Origin of the sequence: Bradyrhizobium sp. LHD-71, assembly GCF_031157255.1 — a bacterium.
GTDB lineage: Bacteria > Pseudomonadota > Alphaproteobacteria > Rhizobiales > Xanthobacteraceae > P52-10.
In genome coordinates, this window is record NZ_JAVIFX010000009.1 from 15,493 (window position 1) to 39,470 (window position 23,978).

The window sequence follows — 23,978 nt, forward strand, 5'->3', positions numbered from 1 at the left end:
CCGGCTTTCCGCTGTTTTGAGCACGAACAAGCTGCTTTTCGCATCACCTAAAGCAGGACATAGGAATGTTTATCAGCATCGACGCAGACGCGAGGGCGCCTGCGTTTAAAGCTTGGCAGCCTTGGGCCATAGCCCTGCTGCTCATTCTCCCCTGGGGGATCTACCCGTTCATCGACTTCAATCCCTACATCTTTGAAGGCGACGTCGGAAACCTCACGACTTGGGCCTCACAGTTCAAAGAGATGCTGCTGGCGCGGCATGCGAACTTCGTTCTTGTACCACCGAACGCAGGCTATCCTCCCTACTTCGACGGCTACAGCGTCCTCTACGCCATCCTCAGTTTTCCGCTGAACGGTTTTGCGACCGACGAAGGAAGTATGGTTTTCGCGTTCCGACTTATCAATGCAGCCGTGTGGACCTGCAGCGCCCTGACACTGTTCTTTTCCGCGTGGTTTCTCTCGCGCAACGCGCTTCTGGCTTTTTCACTCGCGATCATCTATGCCGCCAGCCCGGGCCTGCTCAGCGCAACCCTGCTTCGCATGGACCACCTCATCATGCTGATGCTGAACGCGATGATTCTGCTCAGCTTGGTCATCGCATCTCGCCCGACATCAACATATCTCGCTGCGACGCTTGCAGCCGTTATGGCAATACTGATCGCAACGAAGATATCGTCCATAGCTTTGTGCGTTACCGCAGCGCCCGCCGTGATTATTGCTCTGTACCGACGCTGGTGGAGCATTCGCCACGTTCTCGTGGCGCTCTCGGTTGGCGCCGCTGTAAGCGTCCTTCTATGGATACGATACCTATTCCATCTGCCAGATTTCTTCGACATCGTGTTTGCGAAATACCTGGACCTCAAGGCCTGGGACACGCTCGTTGGCACATCGGACTGGGCTTACTATTTCTGGACTTACCCAATCAAACAATGGGGGTCGACCTTTAACGTCGCTGTCGCTCTCGCCTCAGCGGTAGTTGTCGCAGTGTCTGCCCGCAAACCTTGGCTTTTGCCTATAGCTGTCCCGCTCATCGTTCTTTCGTTGATCGGCTTGTTTCAACAGAAGTACGACCGCTTTGCGTTCTCTTTCTTTCCGCTATACTTGCTTGCTTTCGCGGCGCTCGCGCAGCTTTTGGGCAAGTGGAAAATTGTCGCCGTACTTTTCCCCCTAATAGGTCTATCTGCGGCAATACCCAACTACATCGCATCCGCAAAAGAGGCTTCGAACGCTTCAGCGTCGATACAGGCCACTCGCATCGAGCCGAAAAATTGGATCAGAGCTAACGTCAAACCAGGGAGCCGGGTTGGCTCCTACGCAAGTAGCTACGTCACCCTGCCGCCGATCTGGGATATGCCGTATAAGTTTGTGCAGACGTTCTTTAATTTCCCATATTTGGACGGTCCGAAAATGAGGGAATATCGGCCACCGTCTATGAAAGACATTGAAGATCATTACGATGTGATACTTCTAAGCGATTGCCATCTGCAGATTTACGACGGAACGTTCCGTGCTTGGGACGCACAGGCCCGCGCGCTTGAGTGGCGAGGCTTCGCAACGGAGCTGTTCAAAAGGTATAGAACTGAATACTTCGAAGCGCAGAGCAAAAATTACTGCGTTCGACGCATTTACGTCGTTGTCGTAAACCCAGACGCACTTTTAAGGGCACCCGTTCGAGTTGACTTGGAATTTCCCGAATAGCGGCAACATGCGGCACCAGTTAAGACTTCGCCCGGTTAGTGGGGCGCGAAGCGACTTCACGCCGCGCGCCACGAAGGCGTGCATGTTCTTTTGATGGCGCGCGTGTTCCAGAGTCCCGCCTCTTGCTGAATTTCCGCGTGGATGCCACCATGCTAACCGTCGGTGGGGAGAGGTAGATGGATTCGGAAGACCTTCAGGAAAGGATTTTTCTCAGTGCCATTCTGTTCCCCGATTGGCTGGCCCAGCAGCTCAAAGCCAGGGCACTCTGGACGGCGATGATTGCCTTCTCTTCTTTGACGATGCTCGATTTCTCATGGCGTCAATCGCTGGTGATCAGCGTCATGGTTTTCATTATTAGAGCGGTGCCTCTTTCGTTGCGGGCCATCGAGCATGCGGTTCTCGTCGTCTTTGCACTGGCAGTCGCGTATCAAAGTGGCATCACTTTCGGCTGGCTGGCGCAGATGCTGCGCTTGACAGTAAGTTGCTCCGGAATAAGCCCGTAGTCCGCACCGTTGCTCGTCGGAAACTGGAGAAAGCTAGGTCAGCAAGCCTATCGATGCCGCTCTTGCCGCAAGCAATAGTTCATAAGCCGGGTCCAACCCATCAGCCAGTCCGCAACGCCGACAATGATCAGCAGCATGGTACGAAGGCTCGCCATGCGGTTGAACGCGTCGACATCTGTCGCGTTCCAGACTTACCCGCTGGTAACTCGCCTGGCATGGTGACATGTGGGTTCTTTGGCAAAGTCGTCGGCTAGCGGGAAACCACGTTCCTTAGCCTGTATGCCAGCGTTCGTACTCTTGGTATGGCGAGAGCTCGCCGTAGCACCGCAATGGCGAGATGCGCGGTCCTCTGCCTGATGCCGCGAGGAGCACCTGTCACATTTCCGACGAAAGCGGTGAGTCTGAACAACCTGCGATTTGTGAGCCGGATGCGTTCTTTCTCAAGCGCGACAATATCTGCGCTTTGTCTTTCCGATAACACAGACAAGCGTTGTAGCTCGGCGTTGAGTGCGGTGATCTTTGTCTGCGTACATTGGCCATCTGTACCGGCAGGCGCACCGGATAAACCGACGTAAGGCTTCAGGTCGCTAAACGATAATTCGAGGTTAGGTGGCGGGGCACCCACACTTGCTGCCGCTCGCCGCAGAATGGCGCCCGAACTCACAATCTCGATTGAGCCGACCAAAGCGTTTACGCGATCATGCAGATTGTCAAGAACGACTTTGCCTGTGTTGAGATGCTCGGAGCTGACCGCAGGTTGCCCCGCGGGCGGCAACCGTCTGCCATTGAGCATGTCCGATAGCGTGTAAAGCAAATTCAGGAGGTCGCCGTCTTCCTTGCCGGATGCAATGTCGGCCGGCTCGATCAGCAAATAGAGGCCCTTCGGCCTCAGGCGCGGCAGCAGCGCCAGCAATACGTCGATGCGTCGATGACCAGGCGGCGGGGCGCCTGCATCGACGATCAGGTCCCAGTCGGCGCCGCCCTGGCGTGCCTTCTCAAACGAAATGCTGCCCTCGGATGGATCGGCGGCCATTGTCACGAGGTGACTGCCGGGTGCGAGTTCGCCCAGGAGGGAGGGCCAGCTCATGTCTGAGGCGCCGACAAGCAGGATCTGAGAGCTGGATCCGAAGACGGCAACCGCGTCTCTCAAGCGGGGCGGGAGAGCGCTCGGGGCTTCGGCTGCATCAGCCCGGCGCGCCGCCAATACACTGGTGTTCCTTGTGTCGACCACTGTCGCACTCATACGATTTGAGACGAGAGCACCCGTCGAGGCGCAGTATGGCTGTTATCCAGATACCATTGATAGGTTTTTACAAGGCCTTCGCGCAATCCGATGCTCGGAGTCCAGCCGTGCGATTTCAGCCGTGAGACATCGGTACATTTCAAGGGCGTACCATCCGGACGGGATGCGTCGAATTCGAGCCGTCCCTTGTAGCCGACGATTTCGCAAACCAGCGTCGCCAAATCCCGGATGGTGATGTCGACGCCGGTTCCGACGTTGATGTGCATCGCCTCGGAGTAGCGCTCGGTCAGGAAGACCACCGCGCTGGCAAGATCGTCGACGTGAAGGAACTCACGCCGAGGTGTACCCGAGCCCCAGACAGTCATCGCCGGGGCACTGGAAAGCTTGGCCTCATGCGCCTTGCGCATCAGGGCGGGAATCACATGGCTGCTCTCAAGATCGAAATTGTCGTTCGGTCCGTAGAGGTTCGTCGGCATGAGGGAGATGAAGTCCAGACCGTGCTGCTGCCGGAACGCTTCCGTCATCTTCAGGCCCGCGATCTTTGCAATGGCATACCATTCGTTGGTCGGCTCCAGCGAGCCCGTGAGCAGTGCCTCCTCGACGATCGGCTGTTCGGCAAACTTGGGGTAAATGCAACTCGAGCCGAGGAAGGTGAGTTTCTCGACACCAAACCGCGCGGCCGCGCCCATGACGGCCAGCTGAATCGCCAGGTTGTCGTAAAGGAAGTCGGCAGGATATCTTGAGTTCGCTACGATGCCGCCGACCTTGGCGGCAGCCAGGATCACGACCTGAGGGCGATACCTGCCGATCCAGGCTTCGACGTCAGCCTGGCGCCGCAGATCGAGGGCATTCCTGTCCACAGTCAGGACGTCCGCTCCAGTGCCCGCCAATGCGCGCATGACGGCGCTGCCGACCATGCCTCTGTGGCCTGCCACCCAAACACGCTTGCCGTGAAGATGGTATTTTTCCATCGGAAGTCCCTGAATCTCCTCCGATAGCGCACTGGTTCGAGCCTTGCAACCGGTGGACTGACGATGCCCGGGGATATCCATCCTGTCGCCATGATAGGCATACAGACCTACATTGCTCGGGTGGCGATTTCAGTTCATCAAGGTTGCGGCTTGGCGCAATCATTGGCGGGTGGAAATGCCGCTTGGGGGCTGTTAATGCAGCGTCACAAAAAGCCAAGCAGGTGCGGTTGATTCATGAGCGTGATTGCCCGATCCCTCAACATGCGTGGGAACGCCCTGGCGGTCGCTGAAATCGCCGGCATGCTGCGCCAGCATCCGGCGCTTATCTGGGAAATGGCCAAGCGCGAGCTGAAGGATCGCTACTCCGGCAACGCACTGGGGCTGGCCTGGGCGGTCGGAGCGCCGCTGGCAATCTTCGCTGCGAACGTTCTTGCCTTCCTGTTCATCTTTCGCATCCGGCTCAATCCTGAGGATACCGGCGGATCTTATGCCGCGTTCGTGCTGTCGGGCATGGCAGTCTGGGTTGCAATCGGCGAGGTCATGGGACGCGCTCCGACCGCGGTGCTTCAAAGCGCGAACCTCGTCAAGCAGATCGTGTTTCCGAGCGAGATCCTGCCGCTCAAGATTGTCATCGCGGGCCTGCCGACGCTGGCACTCTGCTGCGGCGTCGTCGTCGCCCTGTCTGTTGCGGTCGGCCACGCGACCCCCTTCGGCATGTTCGTGCTGCTGCCGATCTGCGTCGTCTATTTTGTGGTCATGATGACCGGACTGACCTATGTGCTCGCAGGCATTGGTGTTTTTCTTCGCGACATCAAGGATGTCGTGGCGCTTCTGCTCTCGATCGGCCTGTTCCTGCATCCCATCCTCTATGCACCGGCGTCGGTTCCGGCGTGGCTGGAGAGGGGATTCAACTTCAGCCCTTTCAGCCATTTGATTTGGTGTTTTCGTGATGCGCTATTCGAGGGCAGAATCGTGCACTATGCCTCCTGGATCATTTGCCCGGTGCTAGCCATCATCTTTCTTGTCCTTGGTTGGCGCGTCTTTCGTTCGTTGCGCCCGACTTTCGGAAATGCTCTGTGACGCAGCCTGCAATCTCCTTGCGATCGCTCAACAAGGTCTATCGCGTATGGAACCATCCGCGCGATTTGTTGCTTGAGGGGCTGACTGGACGAGCCCGTCATTACGAGTTCCAGGCGCTGACCGACATCTCGTTCGACGTGCCGAAAGGGTCCGTTGTCGGCTTGTTGGGCCGGAACGGCGCCGGCAAGAGCACTTTGCTGCGTATCGTTGCGGGGACGCTCGATGCATCCAGTGGCCACGTGCGCACCGATGGTCGCATTGCCGCGATTCTTGAACTGGGGACGGGTTTCCATCCCGATTATACGGGCCGGGAGAATGTCTTTCTCGGCGGGCTTTGCCTGGGTCTGCCGCGCCGGGAGATCGAGCGTCGGTTCGACGAGATCGTCGACTTCGCCGAGTTGCGGGACTTCATTGATCATCCGTTTCGAACATACTCCAGCGGCATGCAGGCGCGACTGACGTTCGCCGTTGCTACATGCGTCGACCCGGATATCCTGATCATTGACGAAGCGCTCGGCGTCGGCGATGCGCGTTTCCAGCTCAAGTCGTTCGACCGGATCCGGCAGTTCAAGGAACGGGGCAAATCGATTCTGCTCGTCAGTCACAACATCGCACAGATCGTAGCGATTTGTGACCGGGCGATCTTGCTAGAGCAGGGAAGAGTGCTCGAGGATGGCGACCCAAACACCGTTGGTAAAATTTACCACGAACTCTTGTTCGCGCCACCGAAGCGGCGAGAAGAGTCTGCGGCGGCGCCGTCGCTTCAATCGGAAGACGCAGTTGACGCTGTGCGCGATACAAAGGGAACTGAGCTGGACCTTGATGCCGGTTTCACGGAAGCCGCTTCATCCGAAACGCGCGTGGATAAGGCCGCGCCGTCGAGCCATCAGGACACGCGCGAGCGTCGATACGGTCTTCGCGAGATCGAGATTACCGATGTCTGGATCGAAAACAACGATAAGTGCCCTGTGAAGCTTTTGCAGTCGCTTGAAACTTACCGCCTTGTTCTCCGTCTTCGGGCAAAGCGATCTACAGTGGGAGTCAATGTCGGTTTCTTGGTGCGTGATGGTCGCGGCAATGAAGTGTTTGGGTGGGATACGGCGAGTGGGCATAGCGGACCCATACCGCCGATCGAGGCCGGACAACTACGCGAAATCCGGATCGCATTTCGCGCCAACCTCTCGTCAGGCAACTTCTTTATAACGGCGGCGGTTGCAAATCCAGACAGCACGAAGCAGGACGTTCGCTTCGACTGCATGGAGTTTGTCGTAGCTCCAACGCCGTCCATCTTCTCGAGTTCGGTCGTCAATTTGGACGTGCGGATGCTTGGCGCAGCTGTATGACGGTCTTCTGATGGAGTTGTTGCGTGGGACTTCATATCAACATCGCGGTAACGTTGCATGAGCTGTTCGAAGCGCTCGCTGCACAGGGAAGTGTTCTCACCTTAGGCGTACAGGATATCGGTTTTACCCGACGCGCGTTCAATCTGGCGGCAGGTCAGCGGTTGCAGCCAGATGATGAAGCGGCGACCCCGAACGAGTTCTTTGCCGCATGCGGCTTCTCTGCTCTGCAAAGTCTCGATGTCAGCGATTTTGAAGGCGCCGATCATGTCTTCGACCTGAACGACGATCGACTGCCGCATGACCTCATAGAGAGATACGACTGTGTGCTGAACGGCGGTACGCTCGAACATGTCTTTCATTTGCCGAATGCGCTGTCGTCAATCACACGCATGCTTCGGCCGCGAGGGTTGGTGGTGCATGTCGTCCCGGTGCACAACTGGGTCGATCACGGATTTTATCAGATCAGTCCTATTCTTCTGCACCGATACTACACGGCGGCTTGCTTCGAAATCTTGGAAAGCCGGGCATTACTGTTCTCTGCCGACCAGGGCGATAGCCGCATATGGGAAATCTTTCCCTGTCCGGTCGGCGCGTTCGCCGAAGGATTGTGCGGAACGCTGGACTCGCGAGCGATGCTTTGCGTTTTCGTGGCGCGGAAGACCGAACACTCAACAGGCGACGTAAGACCTGTGCAGCCAATGTATGACGCTCCTGATACGGTCCAGCCGGTCCGAACCAATACCCCAGCGTGGTTTCTGCCCTATCGTCTTCTTGAGGGGCAGCGGGAACGGGAGGGTATCCCCCTTCGTATTGCCATCGGGCCGTTTACGCATCAAGGCGGGAACTGTTGGTCGTGCAATCTGCCCGCCGAGGTGCCGCTTGGCGATGACGTGAATGCTCACATACGATCTCGCCTCGCTCTCTTTGAGGACGGGAAACTGCAGACACCTGCACACAGCGCCCACAGCCGCATCAAGAGCATGGGACGCGGCGCTTATTCGCATTGGCGGCGCGAACTTTATCTTTCAGCGAGTGATAATTCGGACCCAAACAGCAACGGCCGCGATTACTACGTCATCGTCCCTGCGGATCATCAAACCTGAACGGCGGGCGTCGCTAAGGGGCTACCCTTTTTTGGGAATGAACCGTCATAATGAAGCCCAGCATCAACCGGTCGAGCAAGCGGTCAAGGCGTGGCGCGAGCCAGATATCGAAATCATCGATCTTTTTCATGATGGGTCGCTCCTTGCCGGCAATGCAGCGCGAAAATTCGTGCCAGCGCTCGACGCTTCGATTCTGCGCCTGAATGTCGCCCATCGGCTCACCAGCGAGCCGCTTCACGAGGAAGTTCAGCCAGCCCCTGGTTGAGCCTCCATAAACGTCTTGTCCACATTCCCAGGATTTTGCGGTAAATCCTTCCTGCTCGAGCAACTGGCCCAGAGTTTTCGGCGTGAACATCGTGACGTGCCGTGGGACATCATCGTGGTACATGAAGCGCGCCGGCAGGCTGTTATAGTTTGGCACCAAAATAATTAGCGTGCCGCCAGGGCGAAGCAGCCGATGCGCCTGCTTCAGCACATGCCTCGGATCGTACACGTGTTCAAAAACGGCCCAGATTGTGACAACGTCAAACGACTGCTCCGCGAACGGAGCGTTGGCGATATCTCCGTAGAATATGCTCTGGCCGAAAAGGTTGGGGGGGCGACTTGAAAATTCGATCCCGTGTGCATCCCAACCAAGTTCGTTCATGTGGTAGATGAATTCGCCGCGGTAGCAACCGATGTCGAGCAGCCGTCCCTTAGGATACCTGTCCAGATGCGCGGCCATGCCAAGAATGCGATCCTTCACGCTGGCGAGCGCCTTTGCCGGGCTTTCGTCCGCGTTGTAGAATTCGTTGTTGTAGTATCGGTGAATGTCTCGCTCGTCAGGTCGAGGATTTACATAGACAAGTCCGCAGCCGGTGCATCGGACAACACTGAAGTCGCGATCGTCGACCAGAAAGCGATAGTCTTTGGTCGTGAATACTAGTTTCGTCGAACGCGAGCCGCAAAGATTGCAGGCGATTGTCTCGAGGCCTGGAGCCAGCATGTTGGTTTCTGTTGCCAAATATCGTGACGCCCGAGCGTCCGGGTGTCTCTTAGGGTGTGAGCGCGTTTCTGTCCAGCAAATGGCCAGCTTCGGTCAGTCCGGTGGCATTTCCGCTTCAGATTCAGTTGCCTGCCTTTGAAATCGCTTTCAATTCAGGTAAGCACGGTCGGTTCATTCCTATCGACGAGAGCTGAATTTTGTCCTTTCCCGCGAATCCAACGCCACACGATTACCTTGCTTATGACGTTGGTGCCTTGAAAAGGGAACCCACCATCGAAAAGGAGGAACTCGATGCCTACCTGCGCGGCATCGAACGCCACCCCTATTATGCGAAGATGCTCGCGGTCAAAAACATCTCGATGCTACACGTGGATGTTCTGATGCTGTTGCGTCTGCTGGCCAGGGCTAGCCGGCAGGCAATCCTTGAGATCGGGCCTTACATTGGCGGATCGTCCCTTGCGATAGGATCGGGTGTGCGCGATCGGGGTGGGGCGACGTATGTGAGCATCGAGCACGGCGGCGTCGAGCAGGAAATAGGGGGGACCTACCGGGAGCATCCGTTCTACCCGTCATCGAATATTGTGGCAGACCTTAACAAGAATCTCGCTGCTGAAGGCCTGCAGGCTTTCGTTTCTATTCTCGTTGGCAAGTCGGACGCGCCTGATGTCGTCGGCGAGGCGTTCAGGCTGATCGGCGAAGGCAAGATCGACCTGCTGTTCATCGACGCGGATGGCGCAGTCGATCGGGATGTGGAAACCTTTGCTCCGTTGCTCGCACCCGGATGCGTTTTGGTATTTGACGATTACGCAGCGCCCGGCGCCGAGGACAAGGAGCACCGGGTGCGCGCAGTTGTCGATGCGCAGGTCGCAGCAAAGAAGTTCGAGAGCTTTGGGGTCTATGGCTGGGGAACCTGGGTCGGCCGGTATCGAGGATAGATCAGGATCTTGATAAGATGCGCGACCGGCCGGTTCGTGGCGCGCTGGCAACGGCAGGTGATTGACAGATGTTGGGACCGTTCCTCTTGCGCCAACCGTTTCGTGGCGATGGCGGGCGCGCATACGTGGCCGATATTCCGCCCGATCTGAAGTCCCTGGTCGGACGTGATGATGTTCTGTTCCTACTTCAGGAAAACGACCAGGAACTCGGACCCGGAGACAGCGTGCATCAGCATATTCGCGACTATGGCGGAGGTCGCTTCTCCGTCTGGCAAAGCTCGGTTTACTTCTCGGCATCCGACGGATCGAATTGCGAAACGAATGGACGCAACTACAGTTTGGTTGCGCTCAACGCGTCCAAGGATGGTTCGTTGCTCAAGACGCTGCAGCAGCGCATAACGCAGGATGATGAGCTTTTGCTGAGCGCGGTTGCGGCCAATGCAGCTGCGAACAATACGGTGTTCGCTAATTTCTTCCGTTACTATCACGGCATCTCGCATTGGATACGGCGAGCCGGATTGTCCACCCCCAAGACCGTGCTTGAGATCGGCAGCGGTGCCGTGCCTTACACCGCGCTCCGCTTTCTGCTTGAGGGTGTTGAGCGCTATGTTGCCAACGAGGTAATGCCAATAAGGGAGCGCTTTCCCCGTCAGCTGATCTCAGACTTGCGCGTTTGCTGCAATCAGGTTGCGCCGGAGCTCGACTCACGTTGGGAGAAAGTGCTCCTACCCGCTGACGAAGACACATATGTTTTGCGCGGGCTCGAAATCCATCCCAGCATTCCATTTGAGGACATCCGCGCGACCGGTCCATTCGAGTTCATCACATCGACATCCGTCATGGAGCATGTGATGAAGCCTGAAGCGGTCTTCGAAAGAATGGCGCAGCTTTGCGCGAAGGGAGGATTTGTCTACCACTCCATCGACCTGCGCGACCACCGGGACTTCTCGCGCCCGCTGGACTTCCTTACAATGACGGAAGACGAATACGCTGTGCATCCGACGGAAAACCGGCTTCGCGCTTCTGATTTCGCCGCACTCTTTGAGCGGCACGGCTTTGAGTTTGTCGATGGCAACTGGTATATGCTCACGCCGGGCGGTTTGGTGTGGACAAAAGATCCATCGACAGCGACCGCCGGTGTCACGGCCGAAGGACGACGTAGCTTTGCCGGGCGCTTTGGCGACATGGACCTGCACGATTTGTCGACGCTCGCGGTTCAGTGGCTTTACCGTAAAAAATGATCCATAAACAATTGATGCTGCGGATCGACAACAAGAGATAGTCGATAGATGTCTGAAAGAATCTTACCCCCCAATCAAGAGCCGCGCGATTGGCGCGCATTCTACGAGGCGTCGGATCGCTCTGCAAAAACTGCAGATCGTAGACTCTCCCGTGTCTTCGTTAACGACTATGCGATGCATTGGAGCGACAGCCCGCACGCTACCGAGATGGGCGAGCTCAAATCTTTTTCGATGCTGCATCAGGAGACATTGTCGCTTCTTGGTTATTTCGCACGACGATCCCAGGGGGCGGTATTGGAGCTTGGTGCTTACCTGGGAGGCGCTACGATCTCGATCGCTAAGGCCCTGCAACAGTCGGGAGGAGGACCACAGATCACGGTGGAGGTGGGCGGAGCTCACCCGACGCATCCAGACTATCCCACAGACGACATTTTGCGCGATCTGAAGCGCAACATCAAGAAGTTCAACGTCGAACCAATCGTCAACCTTGTCGAAGGCTGGTCAGATGCACCCGAAGTTGTTGCGCAGGTAGAGCGCCTTCTGAACGGGCGCAAGATTGACCTGCTGTTCATAGATTCGGACGGCAGAACCAGACGCGATATGGACATATATGGAAAGTTCCTGTCCCAGGACTGCATCATCGTGCTTGATGACTTCCTGGTTGCGGTCGCTGATGCCGCCGATAAGGAGGTAGGGGTGAGGAACTGGGTTGCGTGGGCGACAGAGACAGGATTGGTCACCGATCTTGGAGTGCATCAATGGGCGACGTGGGTTGGCCAGTACAACGGTCGAGGCGATCGCTGAACCAATTGATGAGCCGGTCCGCCGCTGGGCATGAGTTCATCGAGTTTTGGGGCCAGGGAGTCTTATGACCATCGTCGAGCAACACAGAGCAGAGATCGACCAAGGGCAGCGGTTCGCGTTCGGCAAGAACTGGGCCGACTTTCTGTCGCGGCTGAACGAGGATCGCATTGCACTCGCCCAGAAGTCGCTGTCCGCTTTTCTCGAGGTTGAACGCCTCGACGGCAAGACGTTCCTGGATATCGGTAGCGGGAGCGGGTTGTTCAGCCTGGCGGCACGGCGGCTTGGCGCGAGAGTTTTTTCATTCGACTACGACACCGATTCCGTCGGTTGTACGCAAGAGCTGCGGCGCCGCTTCTTCCCGAACGATGAGAATTGGCGAGTGGAGCAGGGATCCGTGCTCGACACCGCCTATCTTGCGAAGCTCGGCACGTTCGACATTGTTTATTCATGGGGTGTCCTACATCATACCGGAAGGATGTGGGACGCCCTCGACAATGTGAAACCACTCGTCCCGATCGGCGGCAAGCTCTACATCGCGATCTACAACGATCAGGGATCGATCACGGACCGTTGGGCAGAGGTCAAGCGCCACTACAACAGTCTGCCTAAACCTCTTGCCCTGTTGTACGCGCTTTCGATCGTGGCAAAAGAGGAGCGCGCGCATCTTGCAAGTCACAGAAGAAACGGCACAACCAGTGACTGGCTGAGGACGTGGCGTGAGTACGACAAGATTTCGACGAGAGGGATGAGCCGCTGGCACGATTGGATCGACTGGATTGGAGGCTATCCCTACGAGCGGGCTACCATCGAACGGATTGTCGACCGGTATGCCTTTGACGGTTTCAGGCTAACGAAGCTTTTTGATTGCAGCGATGGCTACGGCTGCAACGAGTTCGTGTTTCATCGCGAGAGCCCCGCGGGAACGTACGTGAATACGCCAATGCCTGGCGGCAACTCGTTTGCGCGCCGCTTCGGGGTCCGTATTCCCGGACCGCTCAAGGCGAGCGGTGACAGGCTTGTCGGCCATCTGAGTGCGTTGCCGCAGCGTGCTGATCGCCAGGATTATTTCTTCCTCTCAAACGATCAGCTTGTCGACGGAACGGCACGGCATCCGGACAGCTGCGAGCTACCGCGGCGCGTGGAAAGCATAGTTTCTGCGGAATCTGCGGCAAATTATGTCGTCGCGGCAGAGAGTGTCGTCATGAATCCTCCATTCGTTCGTCGCCGGGGTCACATGTGGGAGTTTCATGTTCCGCATCTGTCGGAACTGGCCGACCATTCCGGGGGAGGCGAGCGCAGTTCACCCGTTTTCGTGTTTGAGAACGGGCGCCAGTTGCCACTTCCCCATGCTGCGCATGACAACATTGATGCCCATGGCTGCGGCCGGTTCTCGCATTGGGGGGCGTCGGTCTATTTCTCCACGACGGACAACAGCGATCCCAATACGAATGGTCGGATATACCAGCTGCTGATTGCCCGAAAGCCGACCTAAGTCAGCGCTTTTGTATACCGTTCTGCGAGCGCGGACTTCGGATAGCGCCGAACTGTTCGTTCACGGCCAGCCTTCCCCATCGCTACCGCCTTGCACCGATCAGCAAGCAGAGTGAGGCATGCCTGCGCGAGCCCCTCAAAGTCGCCGACGGGTCTGAGATACCCGGTTTGTCCATCGGCGACGATCTCCGAGGTCGCCCCAGTGCTTGTCGCGACCACGGGGATCTCCATGAGCTGCGCCTCAACGACAACGTTCGGCATTCCTTCCTTAGTCGAAGTCAGCAGCAGCAACGTCGCGATGGTCATCAGCACGTTGACGTCATCTCGACGGCCGAGGAATTTTACCTTCTCAGCAATCCCGTATTTTCGAAGGCGCTCCTCCATTTCGGTCTGAAGTGGCCCGACGCCGGTGACGAGCACTTTCGTTGTCGGGAGCTTTCGGATCACGTGATGCACCGTATCGACGAAGCCGAGCGGATCCTTCTCAGCGGATAGCCTGAAGACGCCGAGAATGATGGGATCTTCCGGTGACAGTCCAAGGGCCGCCCTCGTTTGTTCGACGGCATCCTTGGGGGGCTGAGGAAACTCGTCAGGATCAACGGCATTCGGAATTGCGATGACGCGTTGGCGATCGATTCCGATCCAGTCCGCGTAGTCGTCACCAGAGCCTGTGTGATTAGACGTGAACCGTGTAGCGCCGGATTTTGCCAGCAGGCGATAGCTCGGCAGGAACGAACTGTTGTCGATATAGGGGAAGTTCGTCGGATTGTAGTTGCGGAAGGAGAGCACGATCCGCGGTATGTTGAGAAGTCTTGCTGCGAATCCCGCCACGATGTTTGGATGATCCAACTGCGAGAAGACGACTTTCGGACTGATCATGCTGAAAGCGCTGATCACTTGGGGAAAAGCGCTTGGATCGTTGAAGGGGCAGACCTCCAGCATCTCTTCAAGAAGCGGAATATCCGGCTGACTCGCAGCCGTCTTGTGAATGGTCATGCTTGCAGCATCGACGATGGCAATTCCAGATCGCTGCAGCAGCGGCAGATAGTGACCGCTTGGACCTTCCAGTGACTCGTACGTGACGAACGTGACGTTGTATCCGGCCATCGCAAGTGATTGGGCGAGGTAAACCCATTGACGCTCCGCGCCGCCGGGCGGAAGGGCATGCGTAAACACGACGATGCGATCGCCGGTTCTCAGCCGAAAGTCTTTTCCGTCGGTGGGTAGGAAATACTCCTGAAGCCTGGTTGCCGCCTGTTCTTGTGTCTCCGCTGAGCTTTCCCTTCGAGCTGGAACAAAGTTCAGATGGGCTTCGGTCTCTTCGTTTATCGGTACGATCCAGAACGGTCGCGTCAAGCGACGCGTCCGCGTTACTGTGGAGACATGAAGTCTGTTGTTGTAGATCGAGTATCGTCCGCCACCGCGCTCGGCAATGTCGGCATGCGCATACTGAAGCGGCGGTAGCTGCCGTGTACCTTCAAACACGGCATAGCGTTCCGCCAACTCCTGATCGCGCTGCACGGGAAGCTCACTGACATAAGGGGTGGTGTGGCGAAACTTGTCTGCTTGACCCAGGGGCTCGATCCGCAGCCCGTGGCGGGCGATGCGGCCTTTTGCAAATACGGCGAGCTTGCGATGCCAGAGCCGAAGGATCCGGAGCCCAACCCTGTCCCGTCGATGCGACTGGATGATGATCTCATCGACCTTCTGCGTCGAATACGGATTCTTGACCAGGATCCGCATAACGCCGAGTGTCAGCATGCGTGCCAGCGCGTGATAGTCAATCTGATCACGCTCCGCGGCGTCGGCAAAAATGATACTTGCGCCTGCCAGAGGTCTAAGGCGAACGATATCTTCTGGGCGAAGGTCGTCCGTCCAGTTTGGAAGCGGAAGTGTCATCGACGTTGTATCGGTTCGATCGCCCTTGGCAAAAATCGCAAGAAACTGGTGGCGCATCGGGCCGGAGAGTTCATTTATCGCGTCGTCAAGAGAGCTTGCATGTCTCGAGACGATCCAGGTGCCCCTTCCGGCGGCATGGGCCAGCAGGGCATCTCTCCTGGAGGCGATAGAGCGTGTTTCCGGTCGCGTGATCGAAGGCCATGTTACGGGGTGTTTCCGGAGCCATGATTCCAGCATTGCCGCGGCCCAGACCTGGTAAGCGGAGAAGCCACCAGAGCCGCGCTGCCGCGCAAGGAAGCGGTCGATGCCGCCGCGACCGATACCTTCGGCAAGCCGGCAGTCCGCGCCTTCCAAAAGTTCAGAGGCGACGCCCAGCAGACTGTTCTTCGCCCAGTCGGACATCGGCAGCCCGAAGCCCTGCTTCGGCAGATCGATCAGTTCACGCGGCAAATACCTGTAAGCGATTTCCCGAAGGATCAGCTTCCCTTTGCCATTGCGCACCAGCATCTCGTCGGGGAGCCGCTCGGCGAAACGAGCAAGCTCGACATTGAGGAACGGCGTGCGCACTTCGAGGGAATGCTGCATGCTCATGCGGTCGACCTTCGGCAGCACCGCGCCGGGCATGTAGTTGTCGACGTCGGAGCGGCGCATGGCTGCGAGCACACCTGATCCGCCTATGCCTGCGCGAAGCTCGGCAAGATGCTGCGCGAAGCGCTCGGGAACAAAACCGAGAAGCTCCTTCACATGCGGTTCGGTGGCGACCAGAATGCGCTCGCCATAGTAGGATCGACCGGGATTTCCGCCGCGCTGCCGCGCCTCATCGAGCGTCGCAAAGTAGCGGCCGTAACCGCCGAACATCTCGTCGCCGCCATCACCGGAGATGGCGACCGTCACGTGCCGGCGGGCGAAGCGCGACAGCAGATAGGTTGGAAAGCACGAGGAGTCCGCGTTCGGCTCGTCGAGAATGCCGCCAATGTGGTGCAGGAAGTCGGCGCCCTGCGGCTCGAGCAGTTCCTCGTGATGTTCGGTGCCCAGATGTGCGGCGAACTTGCCGGCGATCTCATGCTCGCTCTCCGGCGCGCCGCGAAAGCCGATCGAATAGGTTTTGAGCGGCCGGTTGAGGCGCCGTCGTATCAGCGCGCAGGTCGTCGAGGAATCCACGCCGCCCGAGAGAAAGGCGCCGAGGGGAACGTCGGCGATCATGCGCCGGTCCAGGCTGCGCACGAGAATGTCTTCCAGTTCGTCCGCCAGATCGGTGATGGATCGGTTGGCGAACAGGTCCTGGCCGGGAGAAAACTGAAAGTAGCGTCGTGTTTCGGTGGTGCCGTCGGCGGAGAGCTTCATCCAGTGGCCGGGCTGGAGCTTGTGCACGTTCTCATAGATCGTTCGCGGCGCGCCGATGTACTGGAAGGACAGGACTTCGGCAACGGCATCGAGACTGATGCGGTTGTCGAAGCCGGGTACCTTCTCCAGCGCCTGAAGCTCGGACGCGAAGGCGATGCTGCCGGCGGGCAGGGCCATGTAGTAGAGCGGCTTCTCGCCAAAGGGGTCACGGGCGAGGATGGTTTCGCCGGTTCGGGTGTCGAACGCGGCAAACGCAAACATGCCGTCCAATCGTTCCAGCGCGCTCGCGCCCCAGAGTGCAACACTCTCGATCAACACTTCCGTGTCGGTGCGACCGCGAAGGTTGACGCCGGCTTGTGCCAGACGCGGGCGGAGCTCGTTGAAATTATAGATCTCGCCGTTGAAGGTTATCCACCAGCGGCCATCGCCGCTGACGAAGGGCTGCAGGCCTGCAGTCGATGTGTCGATGATCGCCAGGCGTTGCTGGCCAAGAACGCAGCGCCCGTCAGGATCGGACCAGAGCCCGTCGCCATCGGGCCCGCGATGACGGATCGAGCCCATCATCGTCCGCACAATTGCCTCGGCCTCCGGTGGCCCGAACGGCTTCCTTTGCGGCAACAGAAGGCCGGCAATTCCGCACATGCGCAAGTTCCAAATAAGCTATTGCGAACGTTTGTTAATTGAGAAAGAAATGCGAGGCAAGCTGGTCGGTAAACGTTTCGGCGGTAGCCATTCGGAGGTGCCCCGATTCCCAACTGTGATCGTCTAGCTATTGCTTATCAGGTCCGGCGAAGCACGGACAGCGCGTGATCCAACCGACGTACCTCATCCTTTATAAAAGGAGGCATCGCCGTCGGGGTGCCGATACTGGCAACCAGATACGAAGCGCCTTCGTTGTCTTCGCGATGAAGCCATTCGACAGACCTGTCAGCGAACCAGGCCGCCGCTTCGACCACCGCTGAGATGACTTCCAATGTATAGGTATGCCAATGAAGATCATGTCCGTTACGCCTGGCCTCGGAGAGGCTGGCTTCAACGTAGTGCTTTAGATTGCGATCCTTCGAGTAGTGAAAGCCGCCAGGCTGAAAGTGCTCCCACTGATTGATGAAGTGGGGCACGTGCAGTTTGGAATCGAAATGGTCCTCATCCCTATCAAAAACATAGTCATCCAGAACGTGCGAAAACGGTGTCGGCAGCCGCTGCGCCTCGCAGCCGTTCTTCTCATTTGGCAGAGAAAGAAACAGGTTCCCTTCGTCCCTGATCATCTCCAACCAGCCAGAAAGTGCCCGGATCGGGTTGGCGATATGCTCGATGACATGGTGCGCTACGACGAAATCGGCACTTCGAACAAAGCTCGCCAGCGCCTGCTCCACTGACAGAACCTTGTATCCGATCTTCGAGCCGAATAGCGCCTCGATTTCTGCCGGAGTCCGCTTGTCAGCGAACGTCAGATTTTTGACATTCCTATAATGGCTGGGGGCTGTTCCAGGACCAAATTCAACGCCGGAACCGGATAAGAACCGATCCCCAATCTGCTTACGTTTCTCTAAGTCCGCTGTCATCTCGCTAAGCTAACCTTGGGCCAAAAATTTGCAAAATTGTCCGCGCCAGCTAGACGACCGCGATCGGCGCTTGGCTTCAACAGTCCCGGCAACGCCGCAGCGATCAACCGCAGCAAAACTGTGGCATGAAAATCCACAGGCAATGTGCCCAGGTTGCCGATGAGTAGCAAGTGCGCTAAAATTCAACTAAGGCGGGATTTCCCTTGCGCGGGGACACACGATGAATGACGATGGGATTCTTGCATGGGGGTAGGACAGCTGCGCTGTATCGCGCCTTGCGCCCCCGTCCTTGCTATTGCACATCGCGATTTTCACCGCGGTCTATCGGGCAGGGGTTTTCCCTTCGGCCGCAAGCCGCAGGATTTCATCAGATTGGTGGACAAGGCGACGCAAGCGGCGACCTAGATGCGCATTTCGGTAGTTATCCCGCTCTTCAACGGTGCGCCATACATTGAGGCCGCAATTCGCAGTGTCGCCAATCAGCGGCGCAACGCAGACGAAATCATAGTTGTCGATGACGGTTCGGCGGACGAGGGGCCTTCGATCGTCAAGGGACTTTCGAAAGAAACTCCTCTCACCCTTCTCTCGAAGGAAAACGGCGGTCAGGGATCGGCGAGAAACGCAGGCATTCAACGTTCAACGGGAGAACTGATAGCCTTCCTGGATCAGGACGACATTTGGTATCCGCACCATCTGGAAGAACTTGAAAAGCCATTTCTGCGGTTTCACCCAACGCCTCTGGGGTACTCCTATGCTGATCTGGACCAGATTGATGACGATGGCCGCATTCAGGTTCGCAGATTTCTCTATGACCAGCGCTCTTCGAATGAACACCCGAAACGAACACTCTTGTCATGCCTGAACCAGGACATGTTTGTGTTGCCCGGAGCATCGTTGATCTCTCGAGCGGCTTTCGATGCAGTGGGAGGATTTGACGAACGTCTGACCGGCTATGAAGACGATGATCTGTTCCTGCGGATGTTTTCCGCCGGGTTCGATGCTGTGTTCATTGACAGGCCGCTGACGCAATGGCGGATCTATCCGGGCTCCACATCCTATTCGCCAAAGATGGCTCGCTCACGAATATTGTTCCTTAACAAGCTTCGTGAATCGTACCCGGATCGAGCTGACATGGCGCGTTATTTCACCCGCGACGTGTTCGTTCCTCGTTTCTGGCCCGCGATCATGAGCGATGCGCTGCGCTCCGTCTTGCATGGGACGGGCGAAGAACTGATGCCCTTATACGTTGAAACGTTAAATTCAGTTATGCCATTTGTGCGAGGACGCAAACGACGCGCTGTTGCGCGACTGCTCATTGTATTGATGTCAAGCAAACGTCTCTTGAACTTGTCGCGCAACGGTTTCGCCAGAAGCCCCCTGCAAGTCCTTGGAACGCGCCTCGGTCTGTGATTGGGCGTCGCTCACTTGCCGTATCGGACCAGAGGCCGTTGCCGTGGGGCTGCGATGACGGATCAACCTCTCAAACGCGCAAGTTCCAAACAAGCTATTGCGAACATTTGATAATTGGGAAAGAAGGGCGAGGCAAGCAGATTGATAACGTGGCACTATGACGGGTGCAGCGCGAGCGAGCGACTAGGATGCAGATCGAGACAGGTGGAATGACCGGCGATATCATCGCGCGCTATCGCGTCGAATGGTCGGACGGTTCTTGCTACTGGAGCAGCTCTCCGGTGACGTCGCTAATGGAGCTGATGCTCAATTGGCAGAACGTCCGCCGCAACCGCCCGCTGCAATTCGAGCTTGTCGCCGCGCGAGCAAGAATCGACCGGATCTCGCTCCATTGTAAGATCAGCGGCAAGCCGGGGCTTGCCGGATTGTGGTGCGAACTGCTCGATGCCTCGGGTCAGACGATCGCGCGAGGACAGGTCTCGGCTGAGGATATCCTCGCATCCGGGGGGTATCCGACCATCATCGACGGTGTCGGGCTCGAACTCGTTCCGGGCGCGAAGTACTTCGTCCGACTTTCATCTGCGGATGGAAACGGTGCCAATTGCATTTCCGTGCAGGTCATGCAGACGTCGCCTGGGCGGCACGAACTCCGTCAGGAATTTCTAGGATATTCGAATCGACGCACGTTCGTGTACCGAGAGCCGTCACCCGGATCGGACACTGCGGTCAAGATCGTCGCAATCTGCGATTCGTCACGGTTGGACGGTGCTGTCGTGGCAGCCTTGCATCGGCGCTTTCCCAGCCAGCGGCTCACATTGGTCGACCAAGGCGAGCTCACCCGCCAATGGAGCCTGGTCGCCGAGGCCGACTGCGCCCTGTTCGTCGATGTTTCTCCTGATGGCAGTGGTACCGCTGCGTACGATTCACTGTGCTTTGAGTTGCACCGCAGGGGAACACTGACGCTGTTCTTCCAGTCTCAAAAATGGCCAGATCTGTCAAACGATCCGTCACTTTCATATGCCGGGCATCTCGCCGTCCGCCAGCAATTGGCCAAGAGTCATGCTCGCAGGTGCCACTTCGTCCTGGCCGACGGTGAAGTGCCGAGCCTCACAAAGACTATCGATCAGACGGCTTGGCGTTTGGATGGTTCGGCGGAGAAATCGCATGTCAGCGAAGCCTTGATGAGGCGCATGCTGGCCGATATTCGCGGAAGGCGCATGCCGCGCGTTGCGATCGTGTCCGTGCTTTACAACAAGGCCGATGTTATCGAGACATTTCTCGATCATGCCGTGCGACAGAGCTATCCCGGCGAAATTATCATCACGCTTGTGAACGATGTCTCGCCCGGCGGAGATGCCGAGATCGCACGGAATTACGCTTCGACGTTGAGACGATCCGGTCGGAACAATCGACGAATCGAGGTCATCGACAATCCCGAGAACGCTGGGAACTGTGCCTCGCGCAACAGAGGGATTGCCGCGGTTGATGCGGACATCGTCATTGTTATGGATTGCGATTGTCTGATGAATCGCGATTTCGTCGCCGCGCATGTTTTCGAGCACTGGTTCGAGGACGTTGACGCAGTCATCGGTCCGCTCAACATCGAAACCAACGGTCGCGATGGACCGAAGCTGGTAAGTTCGCTTGAAGCGTCTCCGGGCGCGTTGAAGATCGAAGCCGAGCCGCAGGATCCGGTACAAGCCGATGGTTTCCTGAATTGCATCACGCGAAATTTCTCGGTGAAGCGGCGGCACCTTACCGAGCCACTGTTCGATGTCGATTTCTCCTATTCGTCCCGCCCCGATTCGGGCTTCGGATGGGAGGACGTCGAAATGGGATATCGGCTGTACGCCAAGGGGGCGACGATACGCTTCACCAGCCTCGCATTCGCCGTGCATTGCTCACACGAGTCGTCAATGCCAGAGCATCGCAAGATCCTCGGATCGATGCGCAACTTCGCGCGACTGTTTGAAAAACATGCTGGTCTCGATCTGACAGCGCGGCGCTGGGGGACCGAAACATATGGTCGGCTGGCAGATTGGGCAGAAAGGGCAGGTTTGACACCGAATGCCGACCGCCTGGCGCTGGACGGCTATTTTTCCGCTTCGCGCACGCGCCTTGAGCCGCTATTAGCCGGATATAGGCGCGGGGCTCGGCCCCTGCGTATTCTCACCTACCGCTGGCACGTTCCGCATCAGTACGAGCTTTACAAGCTCCCGCACGAGTTCACCCTGGCGACGGGACTTGGCAATGGAATGGTCGATGCGTGGCAACTCGACCAGAGACCGCTGCCTGCGAACGCCAGGCTGGTGCCGGCCACGGCGATCGATATTCGTCACTACGATGTCGCGATCCTGCATTTCGATGAGAATGTGTTGGCTCCGCAGCTGACCAATGGCGTGATTCCATTCGTATGGGGGGAGCCGTTCCAGTGGCTGCTCGCCCAGAACCTGCCGAAGGTGGCTGTTTGCCACGGTACGACGCAGTTCGTCGGACAGTATGGTGCCGATCCGTTCCGAAAGACCGAATTCATTGTCCATGAGGATGAGCGTATTCGGCTGGTCGAAACGCTCGCCGCGGCGCGCGTAAAGGTCATCTGCAACTCGCACCAGGCTGCGCACGAGTGGGGATTTCAGGATAGCACGGTCATCTGGCAGGGTTTCGACCCGCAGGAATTTCCGGCTGGCCCGCATGATCGGGATATTCTCGCGTTGGAGCCGGACCGGTATCGCCCGCACTACCGTGGCGCCTGGGAGCACGCGATCGTCGAGCAGCGGCTTGACCCCGGCATCCGCATTGGGAGTGCGCGGCATCCGGGCGCTGCCCTCGAGATGCGGCACACGAATGCCTTTGCGACGCGTCAGTTCCGCTCATACGTCGACAGAATTCGCCGGTTCACCTGCTACCTGAACACGACGCTGCGATCGCCGATGCCGCGCGCGCGGGGTGAGGCAATGATGACAGGCGTCATTCCTGTGTGCCTGCGCAACCATGACGTCGACATGTTCATCGAGCAGGGGGTCGACGGCTATTATGCAGACACGCCCGAGGAACTCGCGGATTTCCTCAATTATCTGTTCCGCGATCGCAGCCGGACAGTGCCAATGGCCGCTGCCGCCCGACGCAAGGCGTTGGATGTGTTCAATCACGACCGATACCTCGCATCCTGGACCAAGGTGCTGCAGGACGCGATCGGATAGGCTGCGTGCCGCTGCCGCAGTGGCAGGCCCGGTCAGTCGCGACGATTGTGGCGATGCGCTTCTCGATGCATTTCCTTCAGGTCTGCGTCGACCATCTCATCGACAAGTTGTTCGAAGGAAATGCGGTGCTTCCAACCGAGTTTCGTTCGGGCCTTTGTCGGATCGCCAATGAGCAGATCGACCTCTGTGGGCCGGAAATAGCGCGGGTCGATTCTGACCATCGTTTTGCCGGATTTCATATCTCGGCCGATCTCCTCGACGCCGGCACCAGACCAGACGATCTGCCGGTTCACGCGCGTAAACGCGCGCTCAACGAACTGGCGGACTGAATAGGTCTCGCCGGTCGCCAGCACATAGTCGTCCGCGGTCGGCTGCTGCAGGATCAGCCACATGCCTTCGACATAGTCACGGGCATGGCCCCAGTCGCGCTTGGCGTCGAGATTGCCAAGATAAAGCACATCCTGCATCCCGAGCTCGATTGCAGCGACAGCGCGCGTGATCTTGCGGGTGACGAAGGTCTCGCCACGTTGCGGGCTTTCGTGATTGAACAGGATGCCGTTCGACGCGTGCATCCCGTAGGCTTCCCTGTAATTTACCGTGATCCAATAGCCGTACAGCTTCGCCGCAGCATAAGGACTGCGCGGATAGAAGGGCGTAGTCTCACGCTGGGGAATCTCCTGCACGCGCCCATAGAGTTCCGATGTGGACGCTTGATAGAATCTCGTCTTGCCTTCGAGTCCAAGGATGCGGATAGCTTCGAGAATTCTGAGGGGGCCGAGCGCATCCGAATTCGCCGTATATTCCGGCGTCTCGAACGACACCATGACGTGGCTCTGCGCCGCGAGGTTGTAGATCTCGTCGGGCTGAACCTCCTGAATGATGCGTATCAGGTTCGTGGCGTCGGTGAGATCGCCATAGTGCATGAAGAACTTGGTGTCGGGAATGTGCGGATCCGCGTAGAGATGGTCGACCCGCCCTGTATTGAACGACGATGACCGCCGCTTGATGCCGTGAACGATGTAACCCTTGGCCAGCAGGAATTCCGCAAGATAGGCGCCGTCCTGTCCCGTGATCCCGGTAATTAGAGCGACCTTCGCTGACGCTGACATTGGTTCTCCAGACTCTCACTCGTCACAGTCGCAAGCACTAACTCGCGATACCGCTACC

Annotated in this window: 17 protein-coding genes; 11 read left to right on the forward strand and 6 right to left on the reverse strand. The window is 57.7% G+C overall.

Features of this window, described 5'->3' with window-relative positions:
- Window positions 1-65 precede the first annotated feature (65 nt).
- Window positions 66-1,697 carry a hypothetical protein gene (locus RCO31_RS11535; RefSeq protein ID WP_308968473.1) on the forward strand — a complete coding sequence of 544 codons (1,632 nt, stop codon included), beginning with the start codon at window positions 66-68 and terminating at the stop codon, window positions 1,695-1,697.
- Between the two features lie 176 nt (window positions 1,698-1,873).
- Window positions 1,874-2,200: a hypothetical protein gene (locus tag RCO31_RS11540; protein ID WP_308968474.1), complete on the forward strand. Its 327-nt coding sequence runs from the start codon at window positions 1,874-1,876 to the stop codon at window positions 2,198-2,200.
- A gap of 250 nt (window positions 2,201-2,450) precedes the next feature.
- On the opposite strand, the gene RCO31_RS11545 is transcribed toward RCO31_RS11540, so the two are convergent.
- Window positions 2,451-3,287 carry a hypothetical protein gene (locus RCO31_RS11545; protein ID WP_308968475.1) on the reverse strand — a complete coding sequence of 279 codons (837 nt, stop codon included), beginning with the start codon at window positions 3,285-3,287 and terminating at the stop codon, window positions 2,451-2,453.
- A 152-nt stretch (window positions 3,288-3,439) separates the two neighbouring features.
- Complete coding sequence (locus RCO31_RS11550; RefSeq protein WP_308968476.1) at window positions 3,440-4,414, reverse strand: GDP-L-fucose synthase; 975 nt, start codon at window positions 4,412-4,414, stop codon at window positions 3,440-3,442.
- A 234-nt stretch (window positions 4,415-4,648) separates the two neighbouring features.
- On the opposite strand from RCO31_RS11550, the gene RCO31_RS11555 reads away from it, so the two are divergent.
- From RCO31_RS11555 to RCO31_RS11565, 3 genes are read left to right on the forward strand one after another with little or no spacing between them, the layout of a single operon-like run.
- Entirely contained in the window at window positions 4,649-5,494 is an 846-nt protein-coding gene (locus tag RCO31_RS11555; RefSeq protein WP_308968477.1) for an ABC transporter permease, read from the forward strand.
- A complete protein-coding gene (locus RCO31_RS11560) occupies window positions 5,491-6,837 on the forward strand; it encodes an ABC transporter ATP-binding protein (protein ID WP_308968478.1) in 1,347 nt (448 codons plus the stop codon). Before RCO31_RS11555 ends, RCO31_RS11560 begins: the two co-directional genes overlap by 4 nt.
- A gap of 23 nt (window positions 6,838-6,860) precedes the next feature.
- Window positions 6,861-7,940 (forward strand): hypothetical protein, encoded by a 1,080-nt coding sequence (locus RCO31_RS11565; RefSeq protein WP_308968479.1) that lies wholly within the window; start codon window positions 6,861-6,863, stop codon window positions 7,938-7,940.
- Window positions 7,941-7,953: 13 nt separating this feature from the next.
- Here the strand turns inward: RCO31_RS11565 and RCO31_RS11570 are convergent, their stop codons facing one another.
- Window positions 7,954-8,925, reverse strand: a complete 972-nt coding sequence (locus tag RCO31_RS11570) for a class I SAM-dependent methyltransferase (protein ID WP_308968480.1) — start codon at window positions 8,923-8,925, stop codon at window positions 7,954-7,956.
- Between the two features lie 254 nt (window positions 8,926-9,179).
- Here RCO31_RS11570 and RCO31_RS11575 point away from each other — a divergent pair, with 254 nt between their 5' ends.
- The 4 genes from RCO31_RS11575 to RCO31_RS11590 all read left to right on the forward strand — a co-directional run bounded on the left by RCO31_RS11575 (window position 9,180) and on the right by RCO31_RS11590 (window position 13,397).
- The gene (locus RCO31_RS11575) at window positions 9,180-9,860 is read left to right on the forward strand and encodes a class I SAM-dependent methyltransferase (RefSeq protein ID WP_308968482.1); all 681 of its coding nucleotides are present in this window, start codon (window positions 9,180-9,182) and stop codon (window positions 9,858-9,860) included.
- A gap of 68 nt (window positions 9,861-9,928) precedes the next feature.
- Window positions 9,929-11,101 carry a methyltransferase domain-containing protein gene (locus RCO31_RS11580; protein ID WP_308968483.1) on the forward strand — a complete coding sequence of 391 codons (1,173 nt, stop codon included), beginning with the start codon at window positions 9,929-9,931 and terminating at the stop codon, window positions 11,099-11,101.
- Window positions 11,102-11,149: 48 nt separating this feature from the next.
- Window positions 11,150-11,905, forward strand: a complete 756-nt coding sequence (locus tag RCO31_RS11585; protein ID WP_308968484.1) for a class I SAM-dependent methyltransferase — start codon at window positions 11,150-11,152, stop codon at window positions 11,903-11,905.
- Window positions 11,906-11,969: 64 nt separating this feature from the next.
- On the forward strand, window positions 11,970-13,397 hold the full coding sequence (locus tag RCO31_RS11590; RefSeq protein ID WP_308968485.1) for a class I SAM-dependent methyltransferase: 1,428 nt from the start codon (window positions 11,970-11,972) through the stop codon (window positions 13,395-13,397).
- Here the strand turns inward: RCO31_RS11590 and asnB are convergent.
- Complete coding sequence (gene asnB, locus RCO31_RS11595) at window positions 13,394-17,281, reverse strand: asparagine synthase (glutamine-hydrolyzing) (RefSeq protein WP_308968486.1); 3,888 nt, start codon at window positions 17,279-17,281, stop codon at window positions 13,394-13,396. The genes RCO31_RS11590 and asnB overlap by 4 nt on opposite strands.
- A gap of 137 nt (window positions 17,282-17,418) precedes the next feature.
- Window positions 17,419-18,201 (reverse strand): methyltransferase domain-containing protein, encoded by a 783-nt coding sequence (locus RCO31_RS11600; RefSeq protein ID WP_308968487.1) that lies wholly within the window; start codon window positions 18,199-18,201, stop codon window positions 17,419-17,421.
- A 405-nt stretch (window positions 18,202-18,606) separates the two neighbouring features.
- On the opposite strand from RCO31_RS11600, the gene RCO31_RS11605 reads away from it, so the two are divergent.
- The gene (locus RCO31_RS11605) at window positions 18,607-19,611 is read left to right on the forward strand and encodes a glycosyltransferase family A protein (protein WP_308968488.1); all 1,005 of its coding nucleotides are present in this window, start codon (window positions 18,607-18,609) and stop codon (window positions 19,609-19,611) included.
- 188 nt (window positions 19,612-19,799) lie between these two features.
- Complete coding sequence (locus RCO31_RS11610; protein ID WP_308968490.1) at window positions 19,800-22,811, forward strand: glycosyltransferase; 3,012 nt, start codon at window positions 19,800-19,802, stop codon at window positions 22,809-22,811.
- Between the two features lie 32 nt (window positions 22,812-22,843).
- On the opposite strand, the gene gmd is transcribed toward RCO31_RS11610, so the two are convergent.
- Window positions 22,844-23,920: a GDP-mannose 4,6-dehydratase gene (gene gmd, locus RCO31_RS11615; RefSeq protein ID WP_308968492.1), complete on the reverse strand. Its 1,077-nt coding sequence runs from the start codon at window positions 23,918-23,920 to the stop codon at window positions 22,844-22,846.
- Between the last annotated feature and the right edge of the window lie 58 nt (window positions 23,921-23,978).

Coding starts and splice junctions, on each gene's coding strand:
- RCO31_RS11555 (WP_308968477.1), top strand. CDS start 4,649: ATGAGCGTGATTGCCCGATCCCTCAACATGCGTGGGAACGCCCTGGCG.
- RCO31_RS11545 (WP_308968475.1), bottom strand. CDS start 3,287: ATGAGCTGGCCCTCCCTCCTGGGCGAACTCGCACCCGGCAGTCACCTC.
- RCO31_RS11590 (WP_308968485.1), top strand. CDS start 11,970: ATGACCATCGTCGAGCAACACAGAGCAGAGATCGACCAAGGGCAGCGG.
- RCO31_RS11610 (WP_308968490.1), top strand. CDS start 19,800: ATGCAGATCGAGACAGGTGGAATGACCGGCGATATCATCGCGCGCTAT.
- RCO31_RS11535 (WP_308968473.1), top strand. CDS start 66: ATGTTTATCAGCATCGACGCAGACGCGAGGGCGCCTGCGTTTAAAGCT.
- asnB (WP_308968486.1), bottom strand. CDS start 17,281: ATGTGCGGAATTGCCGGCCTTCTGTTGCCGCAAAGGAAGCCGTTCGGG.
- RCO31_RS11570 (WP_308968480.1), bottom strand. CDS start 8,925: ATGCTGGCTCCAGGCCTCGAGACAATCGCCTGCAATCTTTGCGGCTCG.
- RCO31_RS11580 (WP_308968483.1), top strand. CDS start 9,929: ATGTTGGGACCGTTCCTCTTGCGCCAACCGTTTCGTGGCGATGGCGGG.
- RCO31_RS11605 (WP_308968488.1), top strand. CDS start 18,607: ATGCGCATTTCGGTAGTTATCCCGCTCTTCAACGGTGCGCCATACATT.
- gmd (WP_308968492.1), bottom strand. CDS start 23,920: ATGTCAGCGTCAGCGAAGGTCGCTCTAATTACCGGGATCACGGGACAG.
- RCO31_RS11550 (WP_308968476.1), bottom strand. CDS start 4,414: ATGGAAAAATACCATCTTCACGGCAAGCGTGTTTGGGTGGCAGGCCAC.
- RCO31_RS11600 (WP_308968487.1), bottom strand. CDS start 18,201: ATGACAGCGGACTTAGAGAAACGTAAGCAGATTGGGGATCGGTTCTTA.
- RCO31_RS11585 (WP_308968484.1), top strand. CDS start 11,150: ATGTCTGAAAGAATCTTACCCCCCAATCAAGAGCCGCGCGATTGGCGC.
- RCO31_RS11540 (WP_308968474.1), top strand. CDS start 1,874: ATGGATTCGGAAGACCTTCAGGAAAGGATTTTTCTCAGTGCCATTCTG.